Source organism: Anabaena sp. UHCC 0253 (genome assembly GCF_009712085.1).
Taxonomy (GTDB): Bacteria; Cyanobacteriota; Cyanobacteriia; order Cyanobacteriales; family Nostocaceae; genus Dolichospermum.
In genome coordinates this window covers 292,186-316,158 of sequence record NZ_VILD01000006.1, presented here as the reverse complement: position 1 = coordinate 316,158, position 23,973 = coordinate 292,186, and the positions used below count along the sequence as shown (strand labels likewise).

The window sequence follows — 23,973 nt, the reverse complement described above, 5'->3', positions numbered from 1 at the left end:
TAGCTTTGGTACTTTTATAATTTTACTACTTCTGCCTATGCCACAGTAATATTACGCAAGCAAATAATCAAATTTAAACTTCAGCCTGTTTCCACTAGCTATGAACAACAACACATTTTCTCAACTTGCACCCTTTATTCAAGAATATATTTATCTTCACAATTGGACAGAATTAAGACCTGTACAAATTGCCGCTTGTGAAGTTATATTTAATACGGATGCACATTTACTAATTGCGGCTGCTACGGCTGCGGGAAAAACGGAAGCAGCATTTTTACCAATATTAACCTTATTATATCAAAAGCCAACAAGGACGATAAATGTATTGTACATTAGTCCTATTAAAGCTTTAATTAATGATCAATTTACTCGCCTCAACGATTTGCTAAAGACCGCAGATATATCTGTATGTTCTTGGCATGGTGATATTAATCAAAGTCGTAAACACAAACTGTTAAAAAATCCCCAAGGTATTCTCCAAATTACTCCAGAATCTCTAGAAAGTTTATTAATTAATAAACACCAGGAACTTATTCGGTTATTTGGTAATTTGCAGTTTGTGATTATTGATGAAATTCATGCTTTCATGGGTTCAGAACGGGGTTGTCAAATTATTTGTCAATTACAGCGGTTAGAAAAATTAACTCAAACTCAACCTCGACGTATTGGTTTATCCGCAACTCTTGGTGATTACTCAATGGCGGAATCTTGGTTAAGTTCAGGAACAAATAAATCTGTAATTACGCCAAAGCTAGAAGCCGGAAACCGCCAAGTGAAATTAGCTGTAGAACATTTTTATATTGATCAGGAAATTGAAGAATCAGACTATGATAATTATATTTTTAATTTAAGTAAATCTCGTAAATGTCTGATATTTGCTAACAATCGCACTCAAACAGAATCTATTATTTCTTCATTGCGTCAAATAGCTAAAACAGCAGGATTTCCAGATATCTATCATGTTCATCATGGTAGTATATCTGCTAGTTTGCGACAATCTGCGGAAAATGCTATGCGTGAACCTCATACTCCGGCTGTGACTGCGGCAACTTTAACCCTGGAATTAGGCATAGATATTGGTGAGTTAGAAAGAGTTATTCAATTAGAATCACCTTTATCTGTTGCTAGTTTTTTACAGAGATTAGGACGGAGTGGGAGAAGAGGTGAATCTGCTGATATGCGGTTTATTTGTGGAGAAGAAAAACTATTATCAGAGGCTTCTTTAGCGGAACAAATTCCTTGGCAACTTTTACAATCTATTGCAATTATTCAGCTTTATTTAGAAGAACGTTGGATTGAACCAATAAAACCGATTAAATATCCTTTAAGTTTATTATATCATCAAACTATGAGTATTTTAGCGGCTAAAGGAGAACTTTCTCCGGCTGCACTTGCTAAGGAAATTTTCCAACTTTCACCATTTGCTAATTTTGATAAGGATGATTATTTGTTATTATTACGTTATTTAATTGATATTAATCATCTTCAAAAAACGGAACAAGGTAAATTGATGATTGGTTTAGCTGGTGAAAAGATAGTAAATAGATTTCAATTTTATGCAGTTTTTGCTGAGAGTCAAGAATATAAAGTTAAACATGGAGGAACAGAAATTGGGAGTATTGTGATCCTTCCTGCGGTGGGTAGTCAATTTTCTTTAGCCGGTAAAAGTTGGGAAGTATTAGAAGTTGATTTTAAAAAAAGAACTATTCTTGTTAAGCAATTTGAGGGTAAAGCTACTATTTATTGGCGTGGTGGTGGTGGTATTATTCATAGTAAAATTTTACAAAGAATGCGGCAGGTTTTATTAGAGGATAAGAACTATGCTTATTTACAAAAAAATGCTCAACAAAGATTAAATGCAGTTCGTGAATTAGCAAAAAAATATAAATTAGATCAAAACAACATTTTGTTATTAGAAAATGGTAAATGCTGTATTTTTCCTTGGTTGGGTACAGTAGCTTATCGGACTTTGGAAAGATTGTTAAATTCCTTTTGTCGAGAATCTTTAGAAATTAGGAATATTGGTGGTGTAAATCCCTATTATTTAATTTTAAAATTAGGAAAAGATAAATTTAAGTCTGTTTATCCAGAAATTTTGTCTTTATGTGAACAAAGAATTTCTCCAGAACATTTAGTTAGTGAAGCAGAAGCACCGGAAATTAATAAGTATGATCAGTTTATTCCTTATCCACTTTTAAGAAAAGCTTTTGTTTATGATTATTTAGATATGGAGGAACTGAGAGAAATAGTTAAGTTTTGGAATAATTAATGTAAGTTGCTAGTTAGGGAAATTGTCTAAATTAGGATTTAAGGATTTACAGAATTAATGGTGCGATTTTATCAAGAGAAATTGTCTGAATCAGGATTTACAGGATTAAGGGTGCGATTTTATTAAGGGAAATTGTCTGAATCAGGATTTAAGGATTTACAGGATTAAGAGTGAGATTTTATTAAGGGAAATTGTCTGAATCAGGATTTACAGGATTTAAGGATTTACAGGATTAAGGGTGCGATTTTATCAAGGGAAATTGTCTGAATCAGGATTTTTGGTTACTGAGCGATAGCCTGCGTGGCGTAGCCATAGTCGAAGTACAGGATTTAAGGATTAATGGTGAGATTTTATCACCAATTACCAATTACCAATTACCAATTACCAATTACCAATTACCTAACAACTTGGATTATTACTGTTGGAATACAACTAATATGAGAATTTTCTGTTAAGGTATAAATAAATACGGTTCAGTTAAGCGACAATGCAACCAAACAAAATCTATAAAATGTTGGGTTTACTTGTGTCAATTCCACCTACAGAATTAAGGTTCTAGAATTAAGTGAACTGTAATAAACCCATTATATTCATAATATTATGCACAGGTTATTATCTGGGGCTTTGAGTACGGAAAAATTGATAGTGAAAATTGCCAATTTACCTCCATCTTTAGATGGTATTAAGCTGGTACAGATGTCAGATTTTCACTATGATAATGGGAGGTTATCAGAAAAGATGTTAACAGAAGCGATCGCCGTTAGCAATGCAGCTAGTCCAGATTTAGTGATTTTAACTGGTGACTATGTTAACACAGTAGCAAAACCAATTCATCAATTAGCATTAAAACTGAAAAATCTCCAAAGTCGTTACGGTGTCTATGCTGTATTGGGAAATCATGATATTTATTATCCTAGTTCTAGATTAGAAATTACAAATGCTTTAAAAAATACGGGTATAAATGTACTTTGGAATCAAATTGCTTACCCGTTGGGAGAAAAATTACCGCTAGTGGGATTAGCCGATTTTTATTCACGGGAATTTAATCCAGAATTAATAATGAATCAACTTGATTCAACTACACCCCGGCTTTTGTTATCCCATAATCCAGATACAGCAGAAATTTTAAAAAACTGGCGTGTAGATTTACAATTATCTGGTCATACTCATGGGGGACAAATTGTAATTCCTGGTCTGGGTCCGGCAATACTTTATTATATCAAAATCCTGGAAAAAATACCGAAGAAAATTCGGCGGAAGTTGCCATTTTTACGGCAAACTCATGCTATATTACGTCATTGGCAATGGTCAGAGGGTTTACATCAGGTGGGAAATAATCAATTATATGTAAATCGTGGTTTGGGAACTTATTTACCAGGACGCTTATTTTGTCCACCAGAAGTTACTATCATTACGTTAGCAGGAAGATGAAATTATAACTTTTCTAAAGACTTTCCATGGAAAATCTCTACATCTTGGTTTCAGTAACTCCCCCAATTGAGTATTAAAAATAGTAAGATAGAAATTCAGAATTAATTTGTGATTTCTTATGTCTGCTACGCCGTTTGTATCTCAAGTAGATTTACTCGACTCCGAAAAATCTCAACTTCTTCCCCCCCTGCTTGGTGCTTCGGTAACGGAGTTAACTGCTTGGGTACAGCAGCAGGGACAACCTAGTTATCGGGGTAAGCAATTGCATGATTGGATTTATAATAAGGGTGTGCGATCGCTCGCTGATATTTCTGCATTCCCGAAAAATTGGCGTTTAGAACTTGCAGATGTTCCCATTGGCCGCTCATCTCTACATTATCGCTCTGTTGCCCCTGATGATACAGTTAAATATCTTTTAAAATTGACGGATGGGGAAATTGTCGAAACGGTGGGTATTCCCAGTGATAAACGCTTAACTGTCTGTGTTTCTACACAAGTTGGTTGTCCCATGGCTTGTGATTTCTGCGCTACTGGTAAAGGTGGTTATAAGCGTAATCTTACCCGTGCGGAAATTGTTGATCAAGTTCTCACTGTCCAAGAGGATTTTAAACAACGAGTTAGTAACGTAGTATTCATGGGAATGGGTGAACCATTGTTGAATACAGAAAATGTGATTTTGGCGCTGAAATCTATTAATCAAGATATGGGCATAGGTGCGCGATCGCTGACATTATCTACTGTAGGTATCCGCGATCGCATTCGTCAACTAGCTGAACACCAATTACAAATTACCCTCGCTGTCAGTCTCCACGCACCAAACCAAGCACTACGAGAACAACTCATTCCCAGTGCTAAACCCTACCCCATTGAAGACTTATTAGACGAATGTCGAGAATATGTAGAAATAACAGGACGCAGAGTTAGTTTTGAATACATTCTTCTCGCTGGGGTAAATGATCTCCCAGAACACGCTTTAGAACTATCAAAACGGCTGCGGGGATTTCAAAGTCATGTTAATTTGATTCCCTACAATCCCATTGAAGAAGTAGATTATAAAAGACCAAACCGCGACAGAATCGAAACTTTTGTCAACGTTCTCCAACAACAAAATACTGCTGTTAGTGTTCGTTATTCTCGCGGTTTAGAAGCTGACGCTGCTTGTGGACAATTAAGAACTACTAAAAGGTAATAGGTAATAGGTGACAGGTGACAGGTGACAGGTGACAGGTGACAGGTGACAGGTGACAGGTGACAGGTAATAGGAGTAAGAAGCAAGAAGGGTAATATGTTAATTCTTCTCAGTCCCCTATTTCCTATCTTTTAGCGTAAATACCTGGTGCATAAGCCTCAATAACTTTACCAGTACGAGTGCAAGTTATCATCAGGTAATCACAGCTAGGGCATTGTGTTCTTGTAATTTGACTATCCGTAATGTAGTGACGTTCAGCCGCGCTACCGCAATTTGGGCAGTGAATTTTTTGTGATACTTGCATTTTAAAACCCCTGGATTAATAATTTTTGAAAAAAAGTGAAAAAAAATGGTTAATTATTGTGAACAAGCTTTATACAAAGAAAGTTCCTATTTTCTCTTATGATCCTAAATTTGATAATTTTGTCATCATGCTTTAGATATATAAATTTACTTTGGCTGTGACTTCTTTTTGTTTTTTTGTGATCCCTATCACTTTATCCTTGAGATAGGCTTGTTTTTCCTCGTTTAAAAAATAGGTCGTTTTTGTATTCAACCGTTACCATCAGAGAAAAACTGTAATCAAAGTCACAAAATTTGTAGTTTTATATTTAATTAAGATTTAGACCATCAAAAATATCCAAATTATTAAAAATAGAGCATATTTTATACCGGATGAAAATAATCATAAATATCTTGCGCTAACCGTGAACCAATTCCGGGAACTTGAGTTAATTGTGTAGGTGTAGCTTCACGGATATAATCAATAGAACGAAAATGTGCTAATAGCAACTTTTGCCGATTATTTCCTAAACCGGGAATTTCATCTAAACGCGATCGCTTTAATTTATCACTTCTTTGCTGACGATGAAAACTCACAGCAAATCTATGTGCTTCATCTCGTAACCGTCGCAACAACTGTACTCCCGGTTGTTCTGCATCTGTTTTTAAAGGTTGAGAAGAATCTGGTAAAAAGATTTCTTCGCGCTTTTTTGCTAAACTCACAACTCGCAAATCTGCTAATAAATTCATTTCTTGCAAAATACCCACAACCGCAGATAATTGACCTTTACCACCATCAATCATAATTAAGTCAGGCCAATCAGAATTACCCACTCGTAATAATTGGGGATTTTCAATATATTTACGAAAACGTCTATTAATAACTTCCGCTAAACTGGCAAAATCATCTGAATGTCCGATAGTAATATCAGGATTTTTAATTTTATAATGACGGTAATGTTGTTTTGCTGGTAAACCATCAATAAATACAACTTGAGAACCTACCGCATTAGTACCTTGAATATGAGAAATATCATAACCTTCAATACGGTGAGGTAAATCTGGTAAATCAAGAATAGCAGCTAAATCTTCCAGAGATTGTAGATTAACTGCACCCAATTTTTGGTTTCTTTGCAATTCATATTGAGCATTTCGTTCTACCATTTCAATTAATTCTGCCTTAGTTTGTCGCAAAGGAGCTAAAATTGTCACTTTTCTGCCTTTGCGTTCAGTCAAAACATCCGCCAAAATTTCACTATCTGGTAAATCATGTTGTACCAAAATCTCAGCCGGAATTTCTACACTTTCTGCACTTTGGTAATGTTCTTCTAAAACTCGTTGTAAAATAGCGCCAGGTTCAGCGTGAGAGTCAGCCATAAAAGCTAATCTTCCTACTAACTGACCTGCACGAATTTGGAATAATTGAATATGGGCGTGTTGATTATCTGTAGCTAAAGCGATCGCATCTCGTGATACAGTATCATCAGGTAAAGATACCTTTTGCTGTGCATTCAGAGATTTTAAACCAGTAATTTGATCACGAATTTTGGCTGCATTTTCAAAGTTCAACTCTTCTGCCGCCGCTGCCATTTGTGCTGTTAAAATATCAATTAGTTCTTGAGTTCTACCTTGAAAAACCATCGCCACTTTTTGGACAATTTTCCTATATTCTTCAGCCGAAACTAATTTTTGACAAACACCAGGACAGCGACCAATATCATAATTTAAACATGGACGGTCTTTAAATAGGGGTTGAGGTCTTTGTCGCTGGGGAAAAATGCGTTTACATATATGGACAATTTCTCGTAATAAGCCAGCATCTGTATAGGGACCGTAATATTTATCCTTTGCTTTCCCTAATTGACGTTTGCGGGTAATAAAAATACGCGGATATTCTTCCGACCAAGTAATGCAGAGATAGGGATATTTTTTATCATCCTTAAGTAGGACATTAAAATATGGCTGGTGCTGTTTAATTAAATTGGCTTCCAGTGCTAAAGCTTCAGCTTCTGTATCAGTGACAATGAATTCAATCTCTGTCACCAATTTAACCATCGTATTGATGCGTTCCGTTTTATTAGTAGATTCACGGAAATAGGAACGGACACGCGATCGCAATTTACGAGATTTACCTATATATATTAGGCGATCGCTCCCATCCCGCATCAAATAAACCCCCGGTTCTGCGGGAATTTCCCCAAGACGGTTTTCTAGTCTTTCAGGATTTTTAACTAATGGTAGAGTTTGAGTAGATAGAGTCACGGCTAAAGTTAGGTAATCCTACAAATATGCCCCAACTCTATTTTAAGAAATATTTCTCAGAAATGAGTAATCTCCTACTTTTAATGATCAATCCCGTAGGGGCGCAGGGTCTGCGCCCTCTTTGCTTTCATCCCTCAATTTAGCTACTAAGTAGGTGGGCGTTAAAAATTGTCGTTGGGGCAAGGGAACAGGAAGAGAGTTTTGAGCGATTTTACTTTTCTTCACATACCTTTAATTTTTTCTGTTCACCTACTTAGTACACTGCGGCGTAAATCAACCAACCATTAAGAACTCTCAAGAAGCTTGTGTCATCTGCTTTTTTAATTTTTAATTATTAATTTTTAATTCCGCCCTATGGTACTAGTTGTAAATTTAACCAGCCGATTGTCCTGATGTAGTACATTTCCGGCTGAAATAGCAAATAACTATAGCATTTCTCTATTTAAAGCAGTCGGCTTTGACTTCCTTTTCACTGCTATAGCAATTATTAGGCTAGAAACTGATGAAAAAAGTTAATATTTACCGATTTTGTAATTATGCTTTGATAGCTTTAATCACCTGCACTCTAGCGTTAGGAAAAATTTCCCCTGCGGTGACTCAGACGGTTTCTCTGATTAACCCCACACCTGCACCTACTACTAACTTAATTTGGCCTACTCAAGGCATTCTTTCTCAAGGTTTCCGTAAATATCAACATGAGGGAATTGATATTGCTGGTGCAAAAGGTACTCCTATTTTAGCTGCTGCTGCGGGAACGGTGGTGAAAGCTGGTTGGGATGATTGGGGATTGGGTAATTTTATAGAAATTAAACATCCTCATCATAGTTTGACTGTTTATGGACACAATAGCCGTCTATTGGTCAGTAAAGGTCAGCTAGTCAAACAAGGTCAAATTATTGCCGAAATGGGTTCAACAGGTAATAGCACTGCGCCTCATTTGCATTTTGAATTTTATGGAGATGGTCGTTTAGCTAGTAATCCTCTGAATTTATTACCGTCCTCAACCGTTGCGAAAAAACCAGTAAATCAACCAGTTAACCCCATTTCACAACCAGTTTTACCTATAAGTAAGAATACTGAATGTGATGGTACTACCATTATGACAGGGGAGACAGCAACAGCGAGTATCAAAGTTTGTGAGGAAAATGGTCAGTTATTTTATCTGGGGAAATTGAAACAAGAACCAAGTCAACTTTAAAACTTCGCGCTTGGAAAGTTAACAAAAACAGATATAGGGCAGATAACGGCAGTTTTTCCTACTTAATTAGCACAGAAAAATAGAAATTTGGCGTAATGGTAGTCCAATTCGTGCCGATAGTTTTCTCACTTCTTATGGTTTGGGAAACTAAAACTACTAACCACCATGAGTAATTGATGATTTCATTACAAATACCTGATGTGACAGTTCAAATGGCGGAATATAGCAGCTAACTATTCTTAGTGAAGAAGTATAAAATCAATAGAGATTAAATCCAGACGAAAGTATTGCAAAAGTTCACATAAAGGAGCAGGTGATTATGGAATATTTGGCTTATTCCTATATGTATATAGAAGATGAAGAAAAAAATGGAAATTTTGAGTTAGATATTCCTAAATTGCAATTTAATTGGCGGAAACTTTTTAAATCTTCTGCTTGGTTAACTTTAGCTGGGGTAACTATATTACTAGCTACAGTTGCTCAAATGCAGTTTGCTTCCGCTGAATATGCGAGAACTAATGGTAGTTGTCTTTATATTCGTAGAGGACCTAGCACTGCAAATTCATCTGTAGCTTGTGTACGTAATGGTTCATACATTGGTGAAACTGGCAGTGTTAGACATGGATTTGCCAGAATTTCTTCGGGACGTTATCGAGGCTACTATGTTGCGGAAAGATGGATTAGTAACTCTCCTGGCAGTTCTTACCGCAGACATCGTTCTGGATATGGTGTTGGTGGTAGAGTAACGGTAGGGTATGGCACGAGAGGTGAACGAGTCAGACAAATCCAAAGGGCTTTAGGTATTAGAGTTGATGGCGTTTACGGCTCACGAACCATTAACGCAGTTCGTCATTTCCAAAGACGTAACGGCCTGCGTGTAGATGGTGCTGTAGGTCCTCAAACTCGGAGAGCTTTAGGTATTTAAGGGCGTAAATAATGTGGAGACGTTCAATGGAACGTCTCTACAAGAATTCTCAAAGATGCCCATTTAAATAATTTTTAACAATTTGTAGGATGCGTTCTGCTGCATGACCATCGCCAAAGGGATTAATAGCAGTGGCCATTTTAGTATAAGCGGCTGGGTTGCTGAGTAGTTCACTAGCGGCTGTGACAATATTTTCAGTTTGTGTTCCTACGAGTTTTGCTGTCCCTGCGGTGACTGCTTCTGGCCTTTCTGTGGTGTCTCTGAGAACTAAAACAGGTTTACCAAGACTGGGAGCTTCTTCTTGTAAGCCACCGGAATCAGTTAAGATTAGATGCGATCGCTCGATAGCCCCCACTAATTCCGCATAATCTAAGGGTTCTGTTAAGAAAATTCGGGAATGATTCCCTAATAATTGTTGTAATGGTTCTCTAACGGTGGGATTTCTATGTAATGGCAGTAATAAGGCTGTATCAGGAAATCGCTCTAAAATCTGCAAGAAACTTTGCGCGATATCTTGCAACGGTTCTCCCCAATTCTCCCGTCTATGCACTGTTGCCAATATTGTCCTATATTTACTCCAATCTAAACCCGTTATATCACAAGCTGGTTTAATTGCCGCTACATTTAATAAAGCATCAATTACTGTATTTCCTGTCAGGTGAATTTCTCCCAACACCCCAGAACGTTCCAGGTTTTCTACAGCTAAAGTAGTGGGAGCAAAATGCAATTGTGTCAGTTGGGAAATTAATCTTCTATTAGCTTCTTCTGGAAAAGGATTAAATAAATCATCCGTTCTTAAACCTGCTTCTACATGACCGACAGGGATTTTTTGATAAAAAGCTGCCAAAGTTGCCGCAAAAGCTGTTGTCGTATCTCCTTGAACAATTACAAAATCTAATGTTTGTTCCTGAAATAATGCTTCTAAACCCTGTAAACTCCGACAGGTAATATCGTTGAGAGATTGTTGACGCTGCATAATCTCTAAATTCCAATCGGCTTTGAGTTTGAACAATTTCATTACTTGTTCAACCATTTCTCGATGTTGTCCCGTCAGAATTACCTGCAATTCAAAATCTGGAGAACGTTGAAAAACCTGAATCACTGGTGCTAGTTTAATCGCTTCTGGACGAGTACCTAAAATAATCCCAATTCGGTTGTGATTAGTCATTAGTCAAAAATTACAAGTTACTTTTAATTTTAAGTCTGAGTAGGGATGTATTGCAATACGCCCTTGTACAAATAATTACAATTGAATTAGATGTTTGATCTCTTTCAGATGTGCGATCGCCTCAATTTAATAATACTTTGTTAGCATTTTTGCGGTATTTATTAGATTTGGATCTGATACTAAATGGGATTTTTATATGATTCTTTTTTTGATTTTTGGGTAACAATGGGAATTTCGGGTTTTAATTTAATTCAATTGTTTGATAATATAATGTGAGCCAGATTTAATAACCAAGGAATTTATTCCCTGGCTTGTGGTTTTCCGGTTAATGCTTATCAGTTTATTTTAGAAAAATACACCAGTCCAGAAATATGATTTGATGAACTTGACTTTTAAAAATGCGATCGCACAGGCTGATGATAAAATAAATGATGATGAAATAGAGAATAGTGACATTATTACCGAACTATCCGCAGGTGATAAAAAACTAATATCGGTGTCAAAGGTGTTTCACGCCTTTTGGGGAGATGTAAAGAGTCAGAATTTTATTGAATCACATAACAAAATTTAAACATAAATCTTCAGAATCCCTATTCAATAATACTTTCAGCCATTTTTCTATTTTATAAATTCCTAAATTGTTATTTTCAGTCACATAACCGTCACATAAGACTAATTTATTTATTCCATAGATATAAATAATCATTTATGCCCAAAATGGCACATATTTAGCGTGTTTCTTAGATTTATTTTCAGGTTCTTGATTTTTTAGTGTTGTGATAGAGCATATTGCCTGAATTACTTTCGTCTTGTTTTTGCCTGATCACAACAACATAAACCATGATGATTAAGTAATTTGTCAACACGGACAATTGATTTGGCAAAAGACACAAAAAAATCGGGATGACTGGATTCGAACCAGCGGCCCCTTCGTCCCGAACGAAGTGCGCTACCAAGCTGCGCCACATCCCGCCATAAAAATGGCAATATGAACCCATACTATCACAATCAACATAAAATAACAAATTTTCTATCTTCCATAGAGGTCTTTGCTTGCTAGGATTAGATTTGTATAACTAAAATGGTAAAAATAGACTGTGACTGTAAAACCAGACTGGTTGCGGGTAAAAGCACCTCAATGGGAGCGTGTTGGTAACGTTAAAGAAATTTTGCGGGATTTAGCCCTGAATACCGTTTGTGAAGAGGCTTCCTGTCCCAATATTGGCGAATGCTTCAATGCTGGTACTGCCACATTTTTAATTATGGGGCCAGCTTGCACTAGGGCTTGTCCTTACTGTGATATTGATTTTGAAAAGAAACCTCAAGCATTAGATCCCACTGAACCCACAAGACTAGCGGAAGCAGTGCGGCGAATGCAACTTAATCACGTTGTGATTACTTCCGTTAATAGAGATGATTTACCAGATGGTGGAGCATCTCAATTTGTTAAATGTATTACTGCTATTCACGATGTTTCACCTCGAACAACAATAGAAGTATTAATTCCTGATTTATGCGGTAACTGGCAAGCTTTAGAGATAATTCTTCAAGCTAAACCAGAGGTACTTAACCACAATACAGAAACAATTGCGCGTTTATATCGCCGTGTGCGTCCCCAGGGAAATTACGATCGCACGCTGGAATTATTACAACGTTCTCGCCAAATTTCTCCCCGCACTTACACCAAATCTGGTATCATGGTTGGTTTGGGTGAAACAGATGCAGAAGTTCGCCAAGTAATGAAAGACCTACGCGCAGTAGATTGTGATATTTTAACAATTGGGCAATATCTCCAACCCAGTCAAAAACACTTACAGGTAGCTGACTTTATCACACCAGCCCAATTTGCAGCTTGGCAAGCTTTTGGGGAAGAACTAGGATTTTTACAAGTTGTTTCTTCTCCATTGACAAGAAGCTCATATCATGCTGAACAAGTAAGAGAATTAATGAAACGTTATCCAAGATAGTTCGTTGTCAGTTGTCCGTGGTTATTCTACCCAGTTACCAATCACCAATGACCAATCACCAATCACCAAATTCAAAATCTGTCGTTATTCTTGGTGCAGGTGCTTGGGGTACAGCCCTGGCAAAATTAGCAGCCATTAATGGCCATCAGGTGCATCTATGGTCACGTCAGGAATCGCTATCTCTAGAAACTGTATTAGAAAATGCCCAAATAGTCTTGTCGGCTATTTCCATGAAAGGTGTAAGAGATGTAGCTTCTATGGTAAAGTCTTTTCCTGTCTGCCCACAGACAATCTTTGTTACTGCAACCAAGGGACTAGAACCACACACTACATACACACCTTCGCAAATTTGGCAAGCAACTTTTCCTGATTCTCCAGTTGTTGTTTTATCTGGTCCGAATTTATCTCAAGAAATTGCCCAAGAGTTACCAGCAGCGACGGTAGTAGCTAGTAAAAATACGAATGCTGCTCAAACTGTGCAACTGGTATTTTCTTCGAGTCGCTTTCGTGTTTATACTAACCCTGATCCTGTGGGAGTAGAATTAGGAGGAACACTCAAGAATGTGATGGCGATCGCCGCTGGTGTATGTGATGGATTACACCTGGGAACAAATGCCAAAGCCGCTTTAGTCACTCGTGGATTAACGGAAATGGTGAGGATAGGTAATTGTTTAGGGGCGAAAACGGAAACATTTTACGGTTTATCGGGTCTAGGAGATTTATTAGCAACCTGCAACAGCCCTCTAAGTCGCAATTATCAAGTTGGCTATCAATTAGCCAATGGAAAAACACTGCAAGGGGTTCTGGCTAATCTTCCTGGTACAGCCGAAGGTGTAAACACTTGTCGGGTGTTGATGGAAATTGCCCAACAACAGAGTATTGCTATGCCTATTACTGAGCAAGTTTACCGACTACTTGAAGGAGAAGTTACACATAAGCAAGCATTAGATCAACTGATGTTACGAGATATCAAACCCGAATTTGATCATTTTTCTACAGAACAAATGTGGTAACAAGGGGAGAAATGCTGATAGAGAAAGGTGTCCAATTCAAATTAGATCATTACCGCAAAATCTCTAGGAAAAATTTATCAAATCGTCAGGAAATCACCTTTTGAGTCGTGTAAATATAACTATGTAGTTTATAAACATCATCATCACCAGTACCGGAAGGTAGAATTAAAAATTAAAAAAGCAGATTACGCAAGCTTTTGATTATTTTTAATGCTTTATTTACTTATCCTTGTTCCGTACTAGTAGTATGTTTGTAAATTAGTTAAAAAAATAACCGTCGATATCCCTAAAATGGTAATGTTGACTATAACTCCTTATGACAAGTCTAGCTAGAGATTTGAATAGCTATTGGTTCAATCACACAGCGACTAAAACTGATCAACTCGGCCAAAATGTACAAGAGCCGGAGGCTCTATTTTTAATTTTGAATTATTTTTTCCCTACTGTCTACTTAAATTAGTACAAAGTTTTGCAAAGAATTGTACGCCGAACACCAAACCGTGTTATTTCATGACGAATTACGGGAACAATAGCAACAGTTAATTAGCTGACCGTAATTTTAGCTGACCCTAATCTATTGTTACCTGGAGCAATTTGAGACATTATGCCAGCCACATCCTTTTATAAAGATGCCACTTACGATGGTCAAAATCCAACCCCACCTTTGGATCTGGAAATCAGTGGTGATGAAAATGATTTATCTGTAGATGATTTACCGGATTTAGACCTGGCCGCAGTTGAAGCTGATTTAGGCGGTCAAAATAACCGCCGCAGTACAGACTTAGTACGGTTATATCTTCAGGAAATCGGTCGAGTCCGTTTATTAGGACGAGATGAAGAAGTTTCCGAAGCTCAAAAGGTACAACGCTATTTAAAGATGCGAATTGTGCTGAGTTTAGCTGCCAAAGAGGGAGATGAAGTAATTGTCCCTTATTTGCGGTTAATTGAGGTACAGGAGCGTTTAACATCGGAATTAGGACATCGCCCTTCTTTGGAACGGTGGGCGACTACTGCTGGTATCAATTTACCTGATCTTAAACCTACTTTAGCAAATGGTAAAAAACGCTGGGCGGAAATTGCTAATTTAACAGTAGAAGAACTAGAGCAAGTTCAAACTCAAGGACTACAAGCCAAATCGCACATGATTAAAGCGAATTTGCGTTTGGTGGTATCTGTCGCTAAGAAATATCAAAATCGTGGTTTGGAATTGCTAGATTTAGTCCAAGAAGGGACTTTAGGTTTAGAAAGAGCAGTAGAGAAATTTGATCCTACAAAGGGTTATCGTTTTAGTACCTATGCTTACTGGTGGATTCGTCAAGGCATTACGCGAGCGATCGCTACTTCTAGCCGCACAATTCGCCTCCCTGTCCATATTACCGAAAAACTCAACAAAATTAAAAAGGCGCAACGGAAAATTGCCCAAGAAAAAGGTCGCACACCTACCTTAGAAGACCTGGCAGTTGAGTTAGATATGACAGCTATCCAAGTCCGGGAAGTGTTATTGAGAGTTCCTCGTTCTGTTTCTTTGGAGACTAAAGTAGGAAAAGATAAAGATACTGAATTAGGCGAATTACTAGAAACTGATTGCATTACTCCAGAAGAAATGTTAATGCGGGAATCTTTACATAAAGATTTGCATAATCTTTTAGATGATTTAACCAGTCGGGAACGTGATGTTATTCTGATGCGCTTCGGCTTGTCCGATGGTCATGCTTACTCCTTAGCAGAAATTGGCCGCGCCCTGGACCTATCACGGGAAAGAGTCAGACAAATTGAATCAAAGGCTTTGCAAAAACTCCGCCAGCCAAAGCGCCGCAACCTGATCCGCGATTATCTAGAATCGTTGACTTAGAGACAATTAAAAATTGATAACTAACAAATATTGTCAAGAAGCAACGATTGTTGCAAATCAGGTCAAATATTTGTTATATTCTCAATTAATGGGCTTTGTTGAGAAAAATTAGTATGACTGTCTACACAACTGGTTCACTTAAAGCAGAACTGAACGACCGTGGTTGGCGTTTAACTCCCCAGCGCGAAACGATTCTACATATTTTTCAAGAACTTCCACAAGGTGAACATTTAAGTGCTGAGGATCTATATCATCGCTTAGAGACTGACGGTGAGGGGATTAGTTTATCTACTATCTATCGCACTTTAAAGTTAATGGCGAGGATGGGTATTCTACGGGAATTAGAGTTAGGTGAAGGGCATAAGCATTATGAAATTAATCAGCCTTATCCCCATCACCACCATCACCTAATTTGTGTGCGTTGTAACTCGACTATTGAGTTTAAAAACGACTCGATTTTAAAGATTGGGGCAAAAACAGCACAGAAAGAAGGATTCCATTTATTAGATTGTCAAATGACAATTCATGCTGTCTGTCCTCAGTGCCAAAGGGCGTTAATGCCTCTTTAGCAATGGACAATTGATAATTGACAATGGACAATTATCAATTATTTGGGAGGATGAATCAAGTCGTGCGAAAATCTAAGTGTATTGAGAAAGCGGGAGTTAAAAACTTCCGTTTTTAATATCTTGAAGACTGATACCGTAGAATTCCTGAGCGCGACTAATTGCTTTTTTGGTATCATTTGCCATCATGCCGTTGATTTGACCTTTATAGAAACCTTTTTCATGTAATCGTCTTTGGATTTCTAAAGTAGTAAAATCACTTTTGGCGGAATTTCTGACTAAATTATACAACTTAGAGCGGGTAGTTTGTCCAGCCATGCCATTGGCTTCTAGCTGCTGCTGTTTTTGAAAGCGAGTGACAGCATCAACTGTGTTAGAACCATAGTAACCATTGGACTGACTTTGTAGAAATCCAGCCTTAATTAATTGTTCTTGGAGAATTCTGACGGCTTCACCGCGATCGCCTAAACTGAGAGTATCTCGATTATCTAATCTTTGTGCAGCAATTGTCCCATTCTCAGCATCAATCGCTGGTAATTTACCTAATGTAGACTTACCAGCAATACCATCAACTGTTAATTTATAAGCCCTTTGGAATCTTTTGACAGATTCTTCTGTAATTGGACCAAAAACCCCAGTCGGGTTGCCATGATAAAAACCAGCGATTCTTAAACGTTGTTGTAAAATTTTTACCTCTGCACCTTCATCACCTTTGGTAAAGAAATTAGGGTTTTTACGCTTGTTGGTAATAGGGATAATGTAATTTGTGTTATTGCTGGTTGTAGGGGCTGTACTGATAACTGTGTGATTGGTAATTTCAATCTCAGAGATGGAATTTTGGGGTTGAAGATTGTGAACAGCAGATTCTTGATTTCCTGCTTCCTTGATTGTGGGGGCTGTGCCAATAACTGTGTTATTTGTAATTTCAATCTCAGATATGGAATTTTGGGGTTGGAAATTGTGAACAGCAGTCTCTTGATTTTCTGCTTCCTTGATTGTGGGGGGTGTTTCGATAACTGTGTTATTGGTAATGTCAATCTCAACTATCGAATTTTGGGGTTGAAGATTGTGGACAGCAGTTTCTTGATTTCCTGCGTCCAATGCTAAAACACTACTAACACTATTGAGGATAGATAAAGTCAGTACCAGAGGAATCATGTACTGCCAGGCACTGCTAGAAAAGAGTTGCCAATTTGGTGCTGAACTGAGTGATATTAACTCACTATTTTCACTATCTACATTAGCAAAGGATAAATGCAAATACGCAAGATTCTCCATATCTGTTTCCTAACTTAAATTAATTAATTATTTTTCTTCGATAGTTGCTTCCGCTTGATGAACTAAATTGCGGAGATTTTCTAAAGTTTGTATGTTCACATCTTGCCATAATCCCCGCTGATTGGCTTCTAGTAGTCTCTCCGCAATATCACGCAATGCCCAGGGATTCTTGTCTTGAATAAATTCACAAACAGTAGCATCTTCTAGATATGCTTGAACGACACCTTGATACATATAATCTTCTACACATTGGGCGGTAGCATCGTAAGCGAAGAGAAAATCTACCGTTGCAGCCATTTCAAATGCACCTTTGTAACCGTGACGCATAACTCCGGCTATCCATTTAGGATTAACCACACGGGAACGGTACACCCTGGCAATTTCTGATTTAAGTTGGCGGACTTTGGGCTGAGATGTGTTGGAATTATCACCAAAATAGGTTTCGGGATTTTGACCTTGAAGAGAACGCACCGCTGCGGTTAAACCACCCTGAAATTGATAATAATCATCAGAATCGAGTAAATCGTGTTCTCGGTTATCTTGATTATGCAGGACGATTTGCATTTGTTTCAAGCGTTGCTCAAAAGCTTCCAAATTACTGTTCCCTGTTCCCTGATTAGAAGAATAGGCGTAAGCACTCCAATTTGTGTAAGCTTGGGCTAAATCCTGGTCATCTTGCCAGTTTTGGGAGGCGATTAAGCCTTGGAGTCCAGCACCATAAGCCCCTGGTTTTGAGCCAAAAACGCGATATTGCGATCGCTCTTGGGCTGCTTCTAAAGATAAACCCTCTTGAGTCCATAGTTCCGTTTCTTTGCGAACTGTATCTGCGAGGGGATTTTGATCTGCTGGTTCATCTAAGGAGGAGACCGCTTTTACAGCTTGATCAAATAAATCAATTAAATTGGGAAAAGCATCCCGGAAAAAGCCCGAAATTCGCAAGGTGACATCCACACGGGGACGACCGATAATTGATAAAGGCAAAATTTCAAAATCTACTACTCGTCGCGCTGCACCATCCCAGACAGGTTGAACACCGAGTAAGGCTAAAGCTTCCGCTAAATCATCACCACCAGTCCGCATGGTAGCTGTACCCCACACCGATAAACCCAGGGTTTTGGGATATTCTCCATGTTCTTGGGTGTAGGTTTCAATTAGGGTTTCAGCGGCTTTTCTGCCGATATCCCAGGCGGTTTCTGTGGGTATGGCACGAATATCCACGGCGTAAAAGTTTTTACCTGTGGGAAGGACTTCGGGGCGGCCGCGTGTGGGTGCGCCGGAAGCACCGCTGGGAACGTATTTTCCATCCAGTCCCCGTAATAGGTTGGTGGTTTCTTCGGTGGTTTTTCGCAGGGCTGGGAGGAGTTTGTCGCTGATCCAGTTTAGATGAGGGCGGGGAAACCCCGCCCCTACTATGATTTGTTCTACTAAATGGGCGGCTTCTGCTTCTAGGAGTTCGACGACATCGCCGATGATGTGGCAGGATTTAAGTCTCTCGCAGAGGCGCAGAGACGCGGAGAGGGGGGGTGGAAAGGTCATCTGTGAGGGGGTCTATGTCTATGTTCCATTGTTGAGCTATGGCACGGGTAATGCCGATTGAGTGGCGATTGGGGATGCGAGCGATCGCTATTATTAAGTCTCGCAGTTGTGTTCCCTGGGGACATTGGCCGAATATGTGTAAGCCGTCGCGGATTTGGGCTTCTTTGAGTTCGCACAAGTAACCGTCTAGGGAATTTAAGATGAGGGTTTCAAAGTTGGCGATGTCTTTGGGGTTGGTAATTCCTAAATCTTTATAAAGGTTTTCTTTAATAACGAGTTCTTGAATGCGATCGCGTATTGTTGGTAATCTGGAAGGATCTAAACTTTCGGCTTCGTAATATTCATCAATTAGGTTTTCTACTTGTTGTAATGGTCCATATAATTCGGCGCGTGTCATGGGTGGTGTTAAGTGATCAATTATTACGGCTTGGGCGCGTCTTTTTGCTTGTGAACCTTCACCGGGATCATTAACAATAAATGGGTATAAATGGGGCATTGCTCCTAAGGCAATTTCTGGATAACAAGTGTTAGATAAGGCGACACTTTTGCCAGGTAGCCATTCTAAGTTGCCATGTTTTCCAACATGAACTATAGCATCAGCATTAAATGATTCTCGCACCCAATAATAGAAAGCTAAATAATTATGAGTTGGTTCTAAATCGGGAGCATGATAATTTAAACTAGGATCAATATCATATCCTCTTGATGGTTGAATTCCTACGAAAACATTACCAAATTGAATTCCAGAAATGGGAAATGGTGATTGGTGATTGGTGATTGGTGATTGGGAAAAATTTTCTGCACTAGCTTTAGACTGAGCGAAGTTTAATCCCCACCTTGCAATAATTTCTTGTTGTATGTTTGCAGGTAAAGTAGAAAAATATTTTTGATATTCTGCTGCTGACAAACTTTGATTTATTGGTTTCCAGTCTTTTCCTTCTGGATCATTGGTAACGCTAGATGTGAGAATTTGAATTAATTCGTCTCCAGTTTCGGGAATACTTCGACTTCCTTCGACTGCGCTCAGGACAGGTCGCTCAGTACAAGTATTTTCTAGTTCATAACCAGCTAATTTTAAGGCTTTGAGAATTTCCACACAACTGGCAGGAGTGTCTAATCCTACGCCATTGGCAAGGCGACCGTTGGTGTTGGGGTAATTTGCTAAAATTAGGGCTATGCGGCGTTCTTGGGGTGGTTTTACCCGCAATCGTACCCAATTTGCGGCGAGTTGGGCGACGAATTCAATGCGATCGCTCACTGGTTCATAAACTACGACATCAGTTTCTAGTTTATTATTCCGAGTTTGCAAGGCTTTGAAAGACACAGCCCGGCTAATAATTCTTCCGTCTACTTCTGGTAATGCCACATTTATAGCAATATCACGAGGTGTCAAACCTTGTGATTGTGATTCCCATTGTTCAACTGAACTAGCACAAAGAATTACTTGCAAAACCGGGACATCTAATTTTTCCCAAAGTTCAACTTGTGGTATTTCTGTTTCTAATTGTGCTAGAGAAAAGCTCGTTGTATTCATCAATAAATTAACATGATGATCATCTTTTGCTGCAAACAATTCACATAATTTTTCAGCTACACCAGGTTCACGCAATGAGGAAACAAAAACAGGTACAGGTTGTAAATTTTTCTCTACCAAGGCTTTACATAAAGCATCAATAACTTTGGTATTTCCTGATAAATAATGAGCGCGATAAAACAAAATTCCCACTTTAGGATAAAGTGAAGAAGGTGACAGGTAACTTCTACTTTCTTCCGCTTCTTCCTTCTTCTCCTGAATCCTGTGAGGGCGGGGAAACCCCGCCCCTACCTCCTCTTTCCATTCATACAATCCCACGCGGGGAACTGGTTGTGGTGGTGGAGGATTAAACGTTGTTGATAAGGCTGTATCAGCGATAAATTGCAAAGCGTTGAGGAAATTTTCTATGCCACCTTCTTGAAAATATTGCCAAATTATATTAACAATTTCTTTAGAAACTGTAGATTTGGAGATTAAATCAGGATCAAGTCCGTCATCTCCTGGCATTACAATTAGGGTTGTACCATTCCGTTGTACAATTTCCTGTACGACTTCTAAGCCATAAGCCCAGTAGGAACTTCCTCCTATGAGACGAAGGATAATTACTTGGGCAGTTTCTAAGACTTGTTCACTATAAGCATCTATACTTATTTGTTGCTGTAGTTGTAATAGGTTGGCTACTCTAATTTCTGGAAATTGGCTAGGTAATTTGGGAACAACAGTCGCTAAGGTTTGAATATCAGTATCTGCTGCTGTAATCAACACGAAAGGGGCTGGAGTTTGTTCGATGAAAATTAAACCTTCTGACTGATTCAATCCCCCTGGTGTGGCACTTATACGATGCATAATTAATAATTGGTAATTGGTGATTGGTAAAAATTATTGCTCCCTATTTCCTGCTTCCTGCTTCTTCTTCTCCTCATTACATTTTTGAAAATGCTTGTTTTTCCTGATTTGGGTTTTTCTAAAACCTTGCCTTTAAGTATATTTAATCAGCTTGGGGAATTGTTGCAACAGATGGCTCAAGCAGTAGGAAATGATGCTTTGAGTTTGACTGAAGCTATACTTGTACGGGTGGAAGTTCCTGTAGAGTGGCAAAAGCAAAGATTTAACTTGGTTGTTTCTCCAGGATTTAATGCGCTGTTGGTGGGAAACCTGCAAGCAGGGGAACAGGAAATAGACTCATTAGTAAATACTAGTTTGACATTTAATGTAGATGTGATCGCTTTATTTATATCGCAATTAGGTGAATTATTTAAATGTGATTCCCACACTTATCAAACTCTTGACAACTATCGTCGAGACATTATACCAAATGATTCTCCTCTCCAAAGTCAATTTACACTCCTGTTATTAGAATATCTGCTTTCTCATTCTCCAGCACCAATAACCACAAACACCCCCGAATCTTGTCAAGCTATCCAAAATGTTCTCAAAAAACAAATAGCTCAAGAACAACTTTTAAATACAGTCACCACGCAAATTCGCAAAAGTCTTGATTTGTCGCTAATTATGAATACGACAATTACACAAGTGCGGGAGTTTTTGGAATTAGACAGATTAGTAATTTATAAATTTGAATATACTAAATCTAAAAATCAAAATATCTTAGTTAATTCTCAACAATATGTTCGCGGAGTTTCTCTATCAGAAGGTTGTATTATTTATGAAGTCTGTGCTACAGAAGATATTCCTTCCGTCTTGAATTATCAAGAGAAAAATTGTTTAAAGCCAAATACTCAATGTTGGGAAAAGTACCGACAAGGTTTTACTTTAGCTGTTAATGATATTGAAGAAACCTATTTTCTAGAAAATTGTTTATTAGATTTTTTAAGAAAAAATCAAGTCCGAGCTAAGTTAGCAGCCCCAATTATATTTGAAAAAAAGTTGTGGGGATTGTTAATTGCTCATCAATGTTATACCCCCAGAAAATGGCATGAAAATGAAAAAAAGTTCCTAACTTCCGTAGCCGAACAATTGGCTATAGCTATTCATCAAACAGAGTTAATGCAATCTCTTACTCAAGAAAAACAAACTCTGGAACAGCGAGTAATTGAGAGGACAATGGCACTACGGGAAGCCCTGCTGGCTGCTGAAGCTGCTAGTCGTCTCCGCAGTGAATTCCTAGCAACTATGAGTCATGAATTACTCACACCTTTAACTCATGTAATTGGAATGTCTTCAACATTATTACGTTGGCCATTGGGTGAATTAAGTCCCCGACAACGGAATTATTTACAAACCATTCATGATAGTGGTGAACATTTATTAACAATGATTAACGACATCCTCGATTTATCACAAATTGAAGCTGGAAAAACCGTATTAAATATTTTAGATTTTTCTTTAGTTAAAACTGCTGAAAATACCTTAGAGTCACTACAAAAAAAAGCAAAAAGTGAAAATGTAACCCTGCAACTCGATTTACAAATTAACCTTACACAAGATAACTTTACGGCTGATATTAGTAGAGTTGAACAAATTCTCTGGAATCTGTTAACTAATGCGATTAAATTCACTCCAGAAAATGGAATTGTCACCTTACGGATTTGGGTAGAAGATCATACTGCTATTTTTCAAATAGAAGATACTGGTATTGGTATACCAGAAGAAAAAATCCCACTCTTGTTTGAGAAATTCCAACAACTCGATACACCCTATCGTCGTCGTTATGAAGGTACTGGTTTAGGTTTAGCCTTAACTAAACAACTTATAGAGCTACATCGGGGTAGAATTGAAGTAGAATCTACTGTGGGTATGGGTTCAATTTTTACTGTCTGGATACCAAAACAATTAAAAATTAAACATGATTAATTTAACAAAAGGATTAATTGTTTCCTGTCAAGCACCCGTAAGTTCTCCATTACATGATCCTTATGTAATTGCTGCAATGGCACAAGCCGCAGTTAATAATGGTGCTGTAGCTGTCAGGATTGATACACCAAGTCATATCCAAGCTGTGCGGGAAAAGGTACAAGTTCCTATTATTGGACTTTGGAAACAAATAATTACAGGTTCTGATGTTTACATTACACCCCTGTATTATCACGCCGCTGCTGTGGCTGAAGCAGGTGCAGATATTATTGCTATAGATGCTACTACCAGAAATCGTCCCCGTAATGAAAAGTTAGTAGATATTATTACTCTGATCCATCAAAACTTAGAAAAGTTAGTTATGGCAGATGTAGATACCTATGAAGCAGCACAATTAGCCGTTAATGCAGGTGCAGATATTGTGGGAACTACTTTGTTTGGCTACACCGCAGAGACTAAAAACTTTGCTCCTCCCGGTTGGGAATTACTCACCCAAATAGTAGAAAATCTTGATACTTTTGTAATTTGTGAAGGTGGTATTTCTTCCCCGGAAATGGCCAGAAAAGCCTTAGATTTAGGTGCTGATGCTGTTGTTGTTGGGGGGGCAATTACCGGGATTGATTTATTAGTTAAAGCTTATCATTCCGGATTAGAAAAATAAAATTGCCCAAAACTAACTCATCTCTCTT

The 23,973-nt window shown here is 38.2% G+C and carries 17 protein-coding genes, 1 tRNA gene and 1 pseudogene; 12 read left to right on the top strand and 7 right to left on the bottom strand.

Annotation, left to right across the window (positions count from 1 at the left end; genetic code table 11):
• The first annotated feature begins 100 nt into the window (after positions 1-100).
• From FJR38_RS18040 to rlmN, 3 genes are all read left to right on the top strand, one after another.
• Positions 101-2,269, top strand: coding sequence for a DEAD/DEAH box helicase (locus FJR38_RS18040; protein ID WP_168538562.1), 2,169 nt, complete (start codon positions 101-103; stop codon positions 2,267-2,269).
• A gap of 600 nt (positions 2,270-2,869) precedes the next feature.
• Entirely contained in the window at positions 2,870-3,700 is an 831-nt protein-coding gene (locus tag FJR38_RS18035) for a metallophosphoesterase (RefSeq protein ID WP_168538560.1), read from the top strand.
• Positions 3,701-3,818: 118 nt separating this feature from the next.
• Entirely contained in the window at positions 3,819-4,889 is a 1,071-nt protein-coding gene (gene rlmN / locus FJR38_RS18030) for a 23S rRNA (adenine(2503)-C(2))-methyltransferase RlmN (RefSeq protein WP_168491587.1), read from the top strand.
• 124 nt (positions 4,890-5,013) lie between these two features.
• On the opposite strand, the gene FJR38_RS18025 is transcribed toward rlmN, so the two are convergent.
• Positions 5,014-5,193: a replication restart DNA helicase PriA gene (locus FJR38_RS18025; RefSeq protein ID WP_168491585.1), complete on the bottom strand. Its 180-nt coding sequence runs from the start codon at positions 5,191-5,193 to the stop codon at positions 5,014-5,016.
• A 362-nt stretch (positions 5,194-5,555) separates the two neighbouring features.
• Positions 5,556-7,433 (bottom strand): excinuclease ABC subunit UvrC, encoded by a 1,878-nt coding sequence (uvrC, locus tag FJR38_RS18020; protein WP_168491583.1) that lies wholly within the window; start codon positions 7,431-7,433, stop codon positions 5,556-5,558.
• A gap of 502 nt (positions 7,434-7,935) precedes the next feature.
• Between uvrC and FJR38_RS18015 the strand changes: the two are divergent.
• Together FJR38_RS18015 and FJR38_RS18010 are read left to right on the top strand one after the other, a co-directional pair.
• Positions 7,936-8,782: pseudogene (locus tag FJR38_RS18015) on the top strand (M23 family metallopeptidase).
• A gap of 168 nt (positions 8,783-8,950) precedes the next feature.
• The gene (locus FJR38_RS18010) at positions 8,951-9,556 is read left to right on the top strand and encodes a peptidoglycan-binding protein (protein ID WP_168538556.1); all 606 of its coding nucleotides are present in this window, start codon (positions 8,951-8,953) and stop codon (positions 9,554-9,556) included.
• A gap of 49 nt (positions 9,557-9,605) precedes the next feature.
• Here the strand turns inward: FJR38_RS18010 and wecB are convergent, their stop codons facing one another.
• Positions 9,606-10,724 (bottom strand): non-hydrolyzing UDP-N-acetylglucosamine 2-epimerase, encoded by a 1,119-nt coding sequence (gene wecB / locus FJR38_RS18005; RefSeq protein WP_168538555.1) that lies wholly within the window; start codon positions 10,722-10,724, stop codon positions 9,606-9,608.
• 379 nt (positions 10,725-11,103) lie between these two features.
• On the opposite strand from wecB, the gene FJR38_RS18000 reads away from it, so the two are divergent.
• A complete protein-coding gene (locus FJR38_RS18000; protein ID WP_168538554.1) occupies positions 11,104-11,295 on the top strand; it encodes a hypothetical protein in 192 nt (63 codons plus the stop codon).
• Between the two features lie 327 nt (positions 11,296-11,622).
• On the opposite strand, the gene FJR38_RS17995 is transcribed toward FJR38_RS18000, so the two are convergent.
• A tRNA-Pro gene (locus FJR38_RS17995) sits at positions 11,623-11,696 on the bottom strand.
• A 125-nt stretch (positions 11,697-11,821) separates the two neighbouring features.
• On the opposite strand from FJR38_RS17995, the gene lipA reads away from it, so the two are divergent.
• From lipA to FJR38_RS17975, 4 genes are all read left to right on the top strand, one after another.
• Entirely contained in the window at positions 11,822-12,691 is an 870-nt protein-coding gene (gene lipA / locus FJR38_RS17990; protein ID WP_168538553.1) for a lipoyl synthase, read from the top strand.
• Between the two features lie 47 nt (positions 12,692-12,738).
• Positions 12,739-13,704: an NAD(P)H-dependent glycerol-3-phosphate dehydrogenase gene (locus tag FJR38_RS17985; protein ID WP_168538551.1), complete on the top strand. Its 966-nt coding sequence runs from the start codon at positions 12,739-12,741 to the stop codon at positions 13,702-13,704.
• A 604-nt stretch (positions 13,705-14,308) separates the two neighbouring features.
• A complete protein-coding gene (gene sigC, locus FJR38_RS17980; protein ID WP_168538549.1) occupies positions 14,309-15,556 on the top strand; it encodes an RNA polymerase sigma factor SigC in 1,248 nt (415 codons plus the stop codon).
• Between the two features lie 113 nt (positions 15,557-15,669).
• Positions 15,670-16,125 carry a transcriptional repressor gene (locus FJR38_RS17975; RefSeq protein ID WP_168491565.1) on the top strand — a complete coding sequence of 152 codons (456 nt, stop codon included), beginning with the start codon at positions 15,670-15,672 and terminating at the stop codon, positions 16,123-16,125.
• Positions 16,126-16,221: 96 nt separating this feature from the next.
• Here the strand turns inward: FJR38_RS17975 and FJR38_RS17970 are convergent, their stop codons facing one another.
• The 3 genes from FJR38_RS17970 to cobN are packed head-to-tail and all read right to left on the bottom strand — an operon-like array spanning position 16,222 to position 21,316.
• Positions 16,222-17,400 carry a peptidoglycan-binding protein gene (locus FJR38_RS17970; protein ID WP_168538547.1) on the bottom strand — a complete coding sequence of 393 codons (1,179 nt, stop codon included), beginning with the start codon at positions 17,398-17,400 and terminating at the stop codon, positions 16,222-16,224.
• Positions 17,401-17,427: 27 nt separating this feature from the next.
• The gene (locus FJR38_RS29375) at positions 17,428-18,936 is read right to left on the bottom strand and encodes a cobaltochelatase subunit CobN (protein ID WP_371418238.1); all 1,509 of its coding nucleotides are present in this window, start codon (positions 18,934-18,936) and stop codon (positions 17,428-17,430) included.
• Entirely contained in the window at positions 18,884-21,316 is a 2,433-nt protein-coding gene (cobN, locus tag FJR38_RS29370) for a cobaltochelatase subunit CobN (protein WP_371418236.1), read from the bottom strand. The genes FJR38_RS29375 and cobN overlap by 53 nt, the downstream gene beginning before the upstream one ends.
• Before the next feature lie 90 nt (positions 21,317-21,406).
• Between cobN and FJR38_RS17960 the strand changes: the two genes are divergently transcribed.
• Positions 21,407-23,284, top strand: coding sequence for a GAF domain-containing sensor histidine kinase (locus tag FJR38_RS17960; protein WP_168538545.1), 1,878 nt, complete (start codon positions 21,407-21,409; stop codon positions 23,282-23,284).
• Complete coding sequence (locus FJR38_RS17955) at positions 23,277-23,945, top strand: N-acetylmannosamine-6-phosphate 2-epimerase (protein ID WP_168538543.1); 669 nt, start codon at positions 23,277-23,279, stop codon at positions 23,943-23,945. The genes FJR38_RS17960 and FJR38_RS17955 overlap by 8 nt, the downstream gene beginning before the upstream one ends.
• The last annotated feature ends 28 nt before the right edge of the window (positions 23,946-23,973 follow it).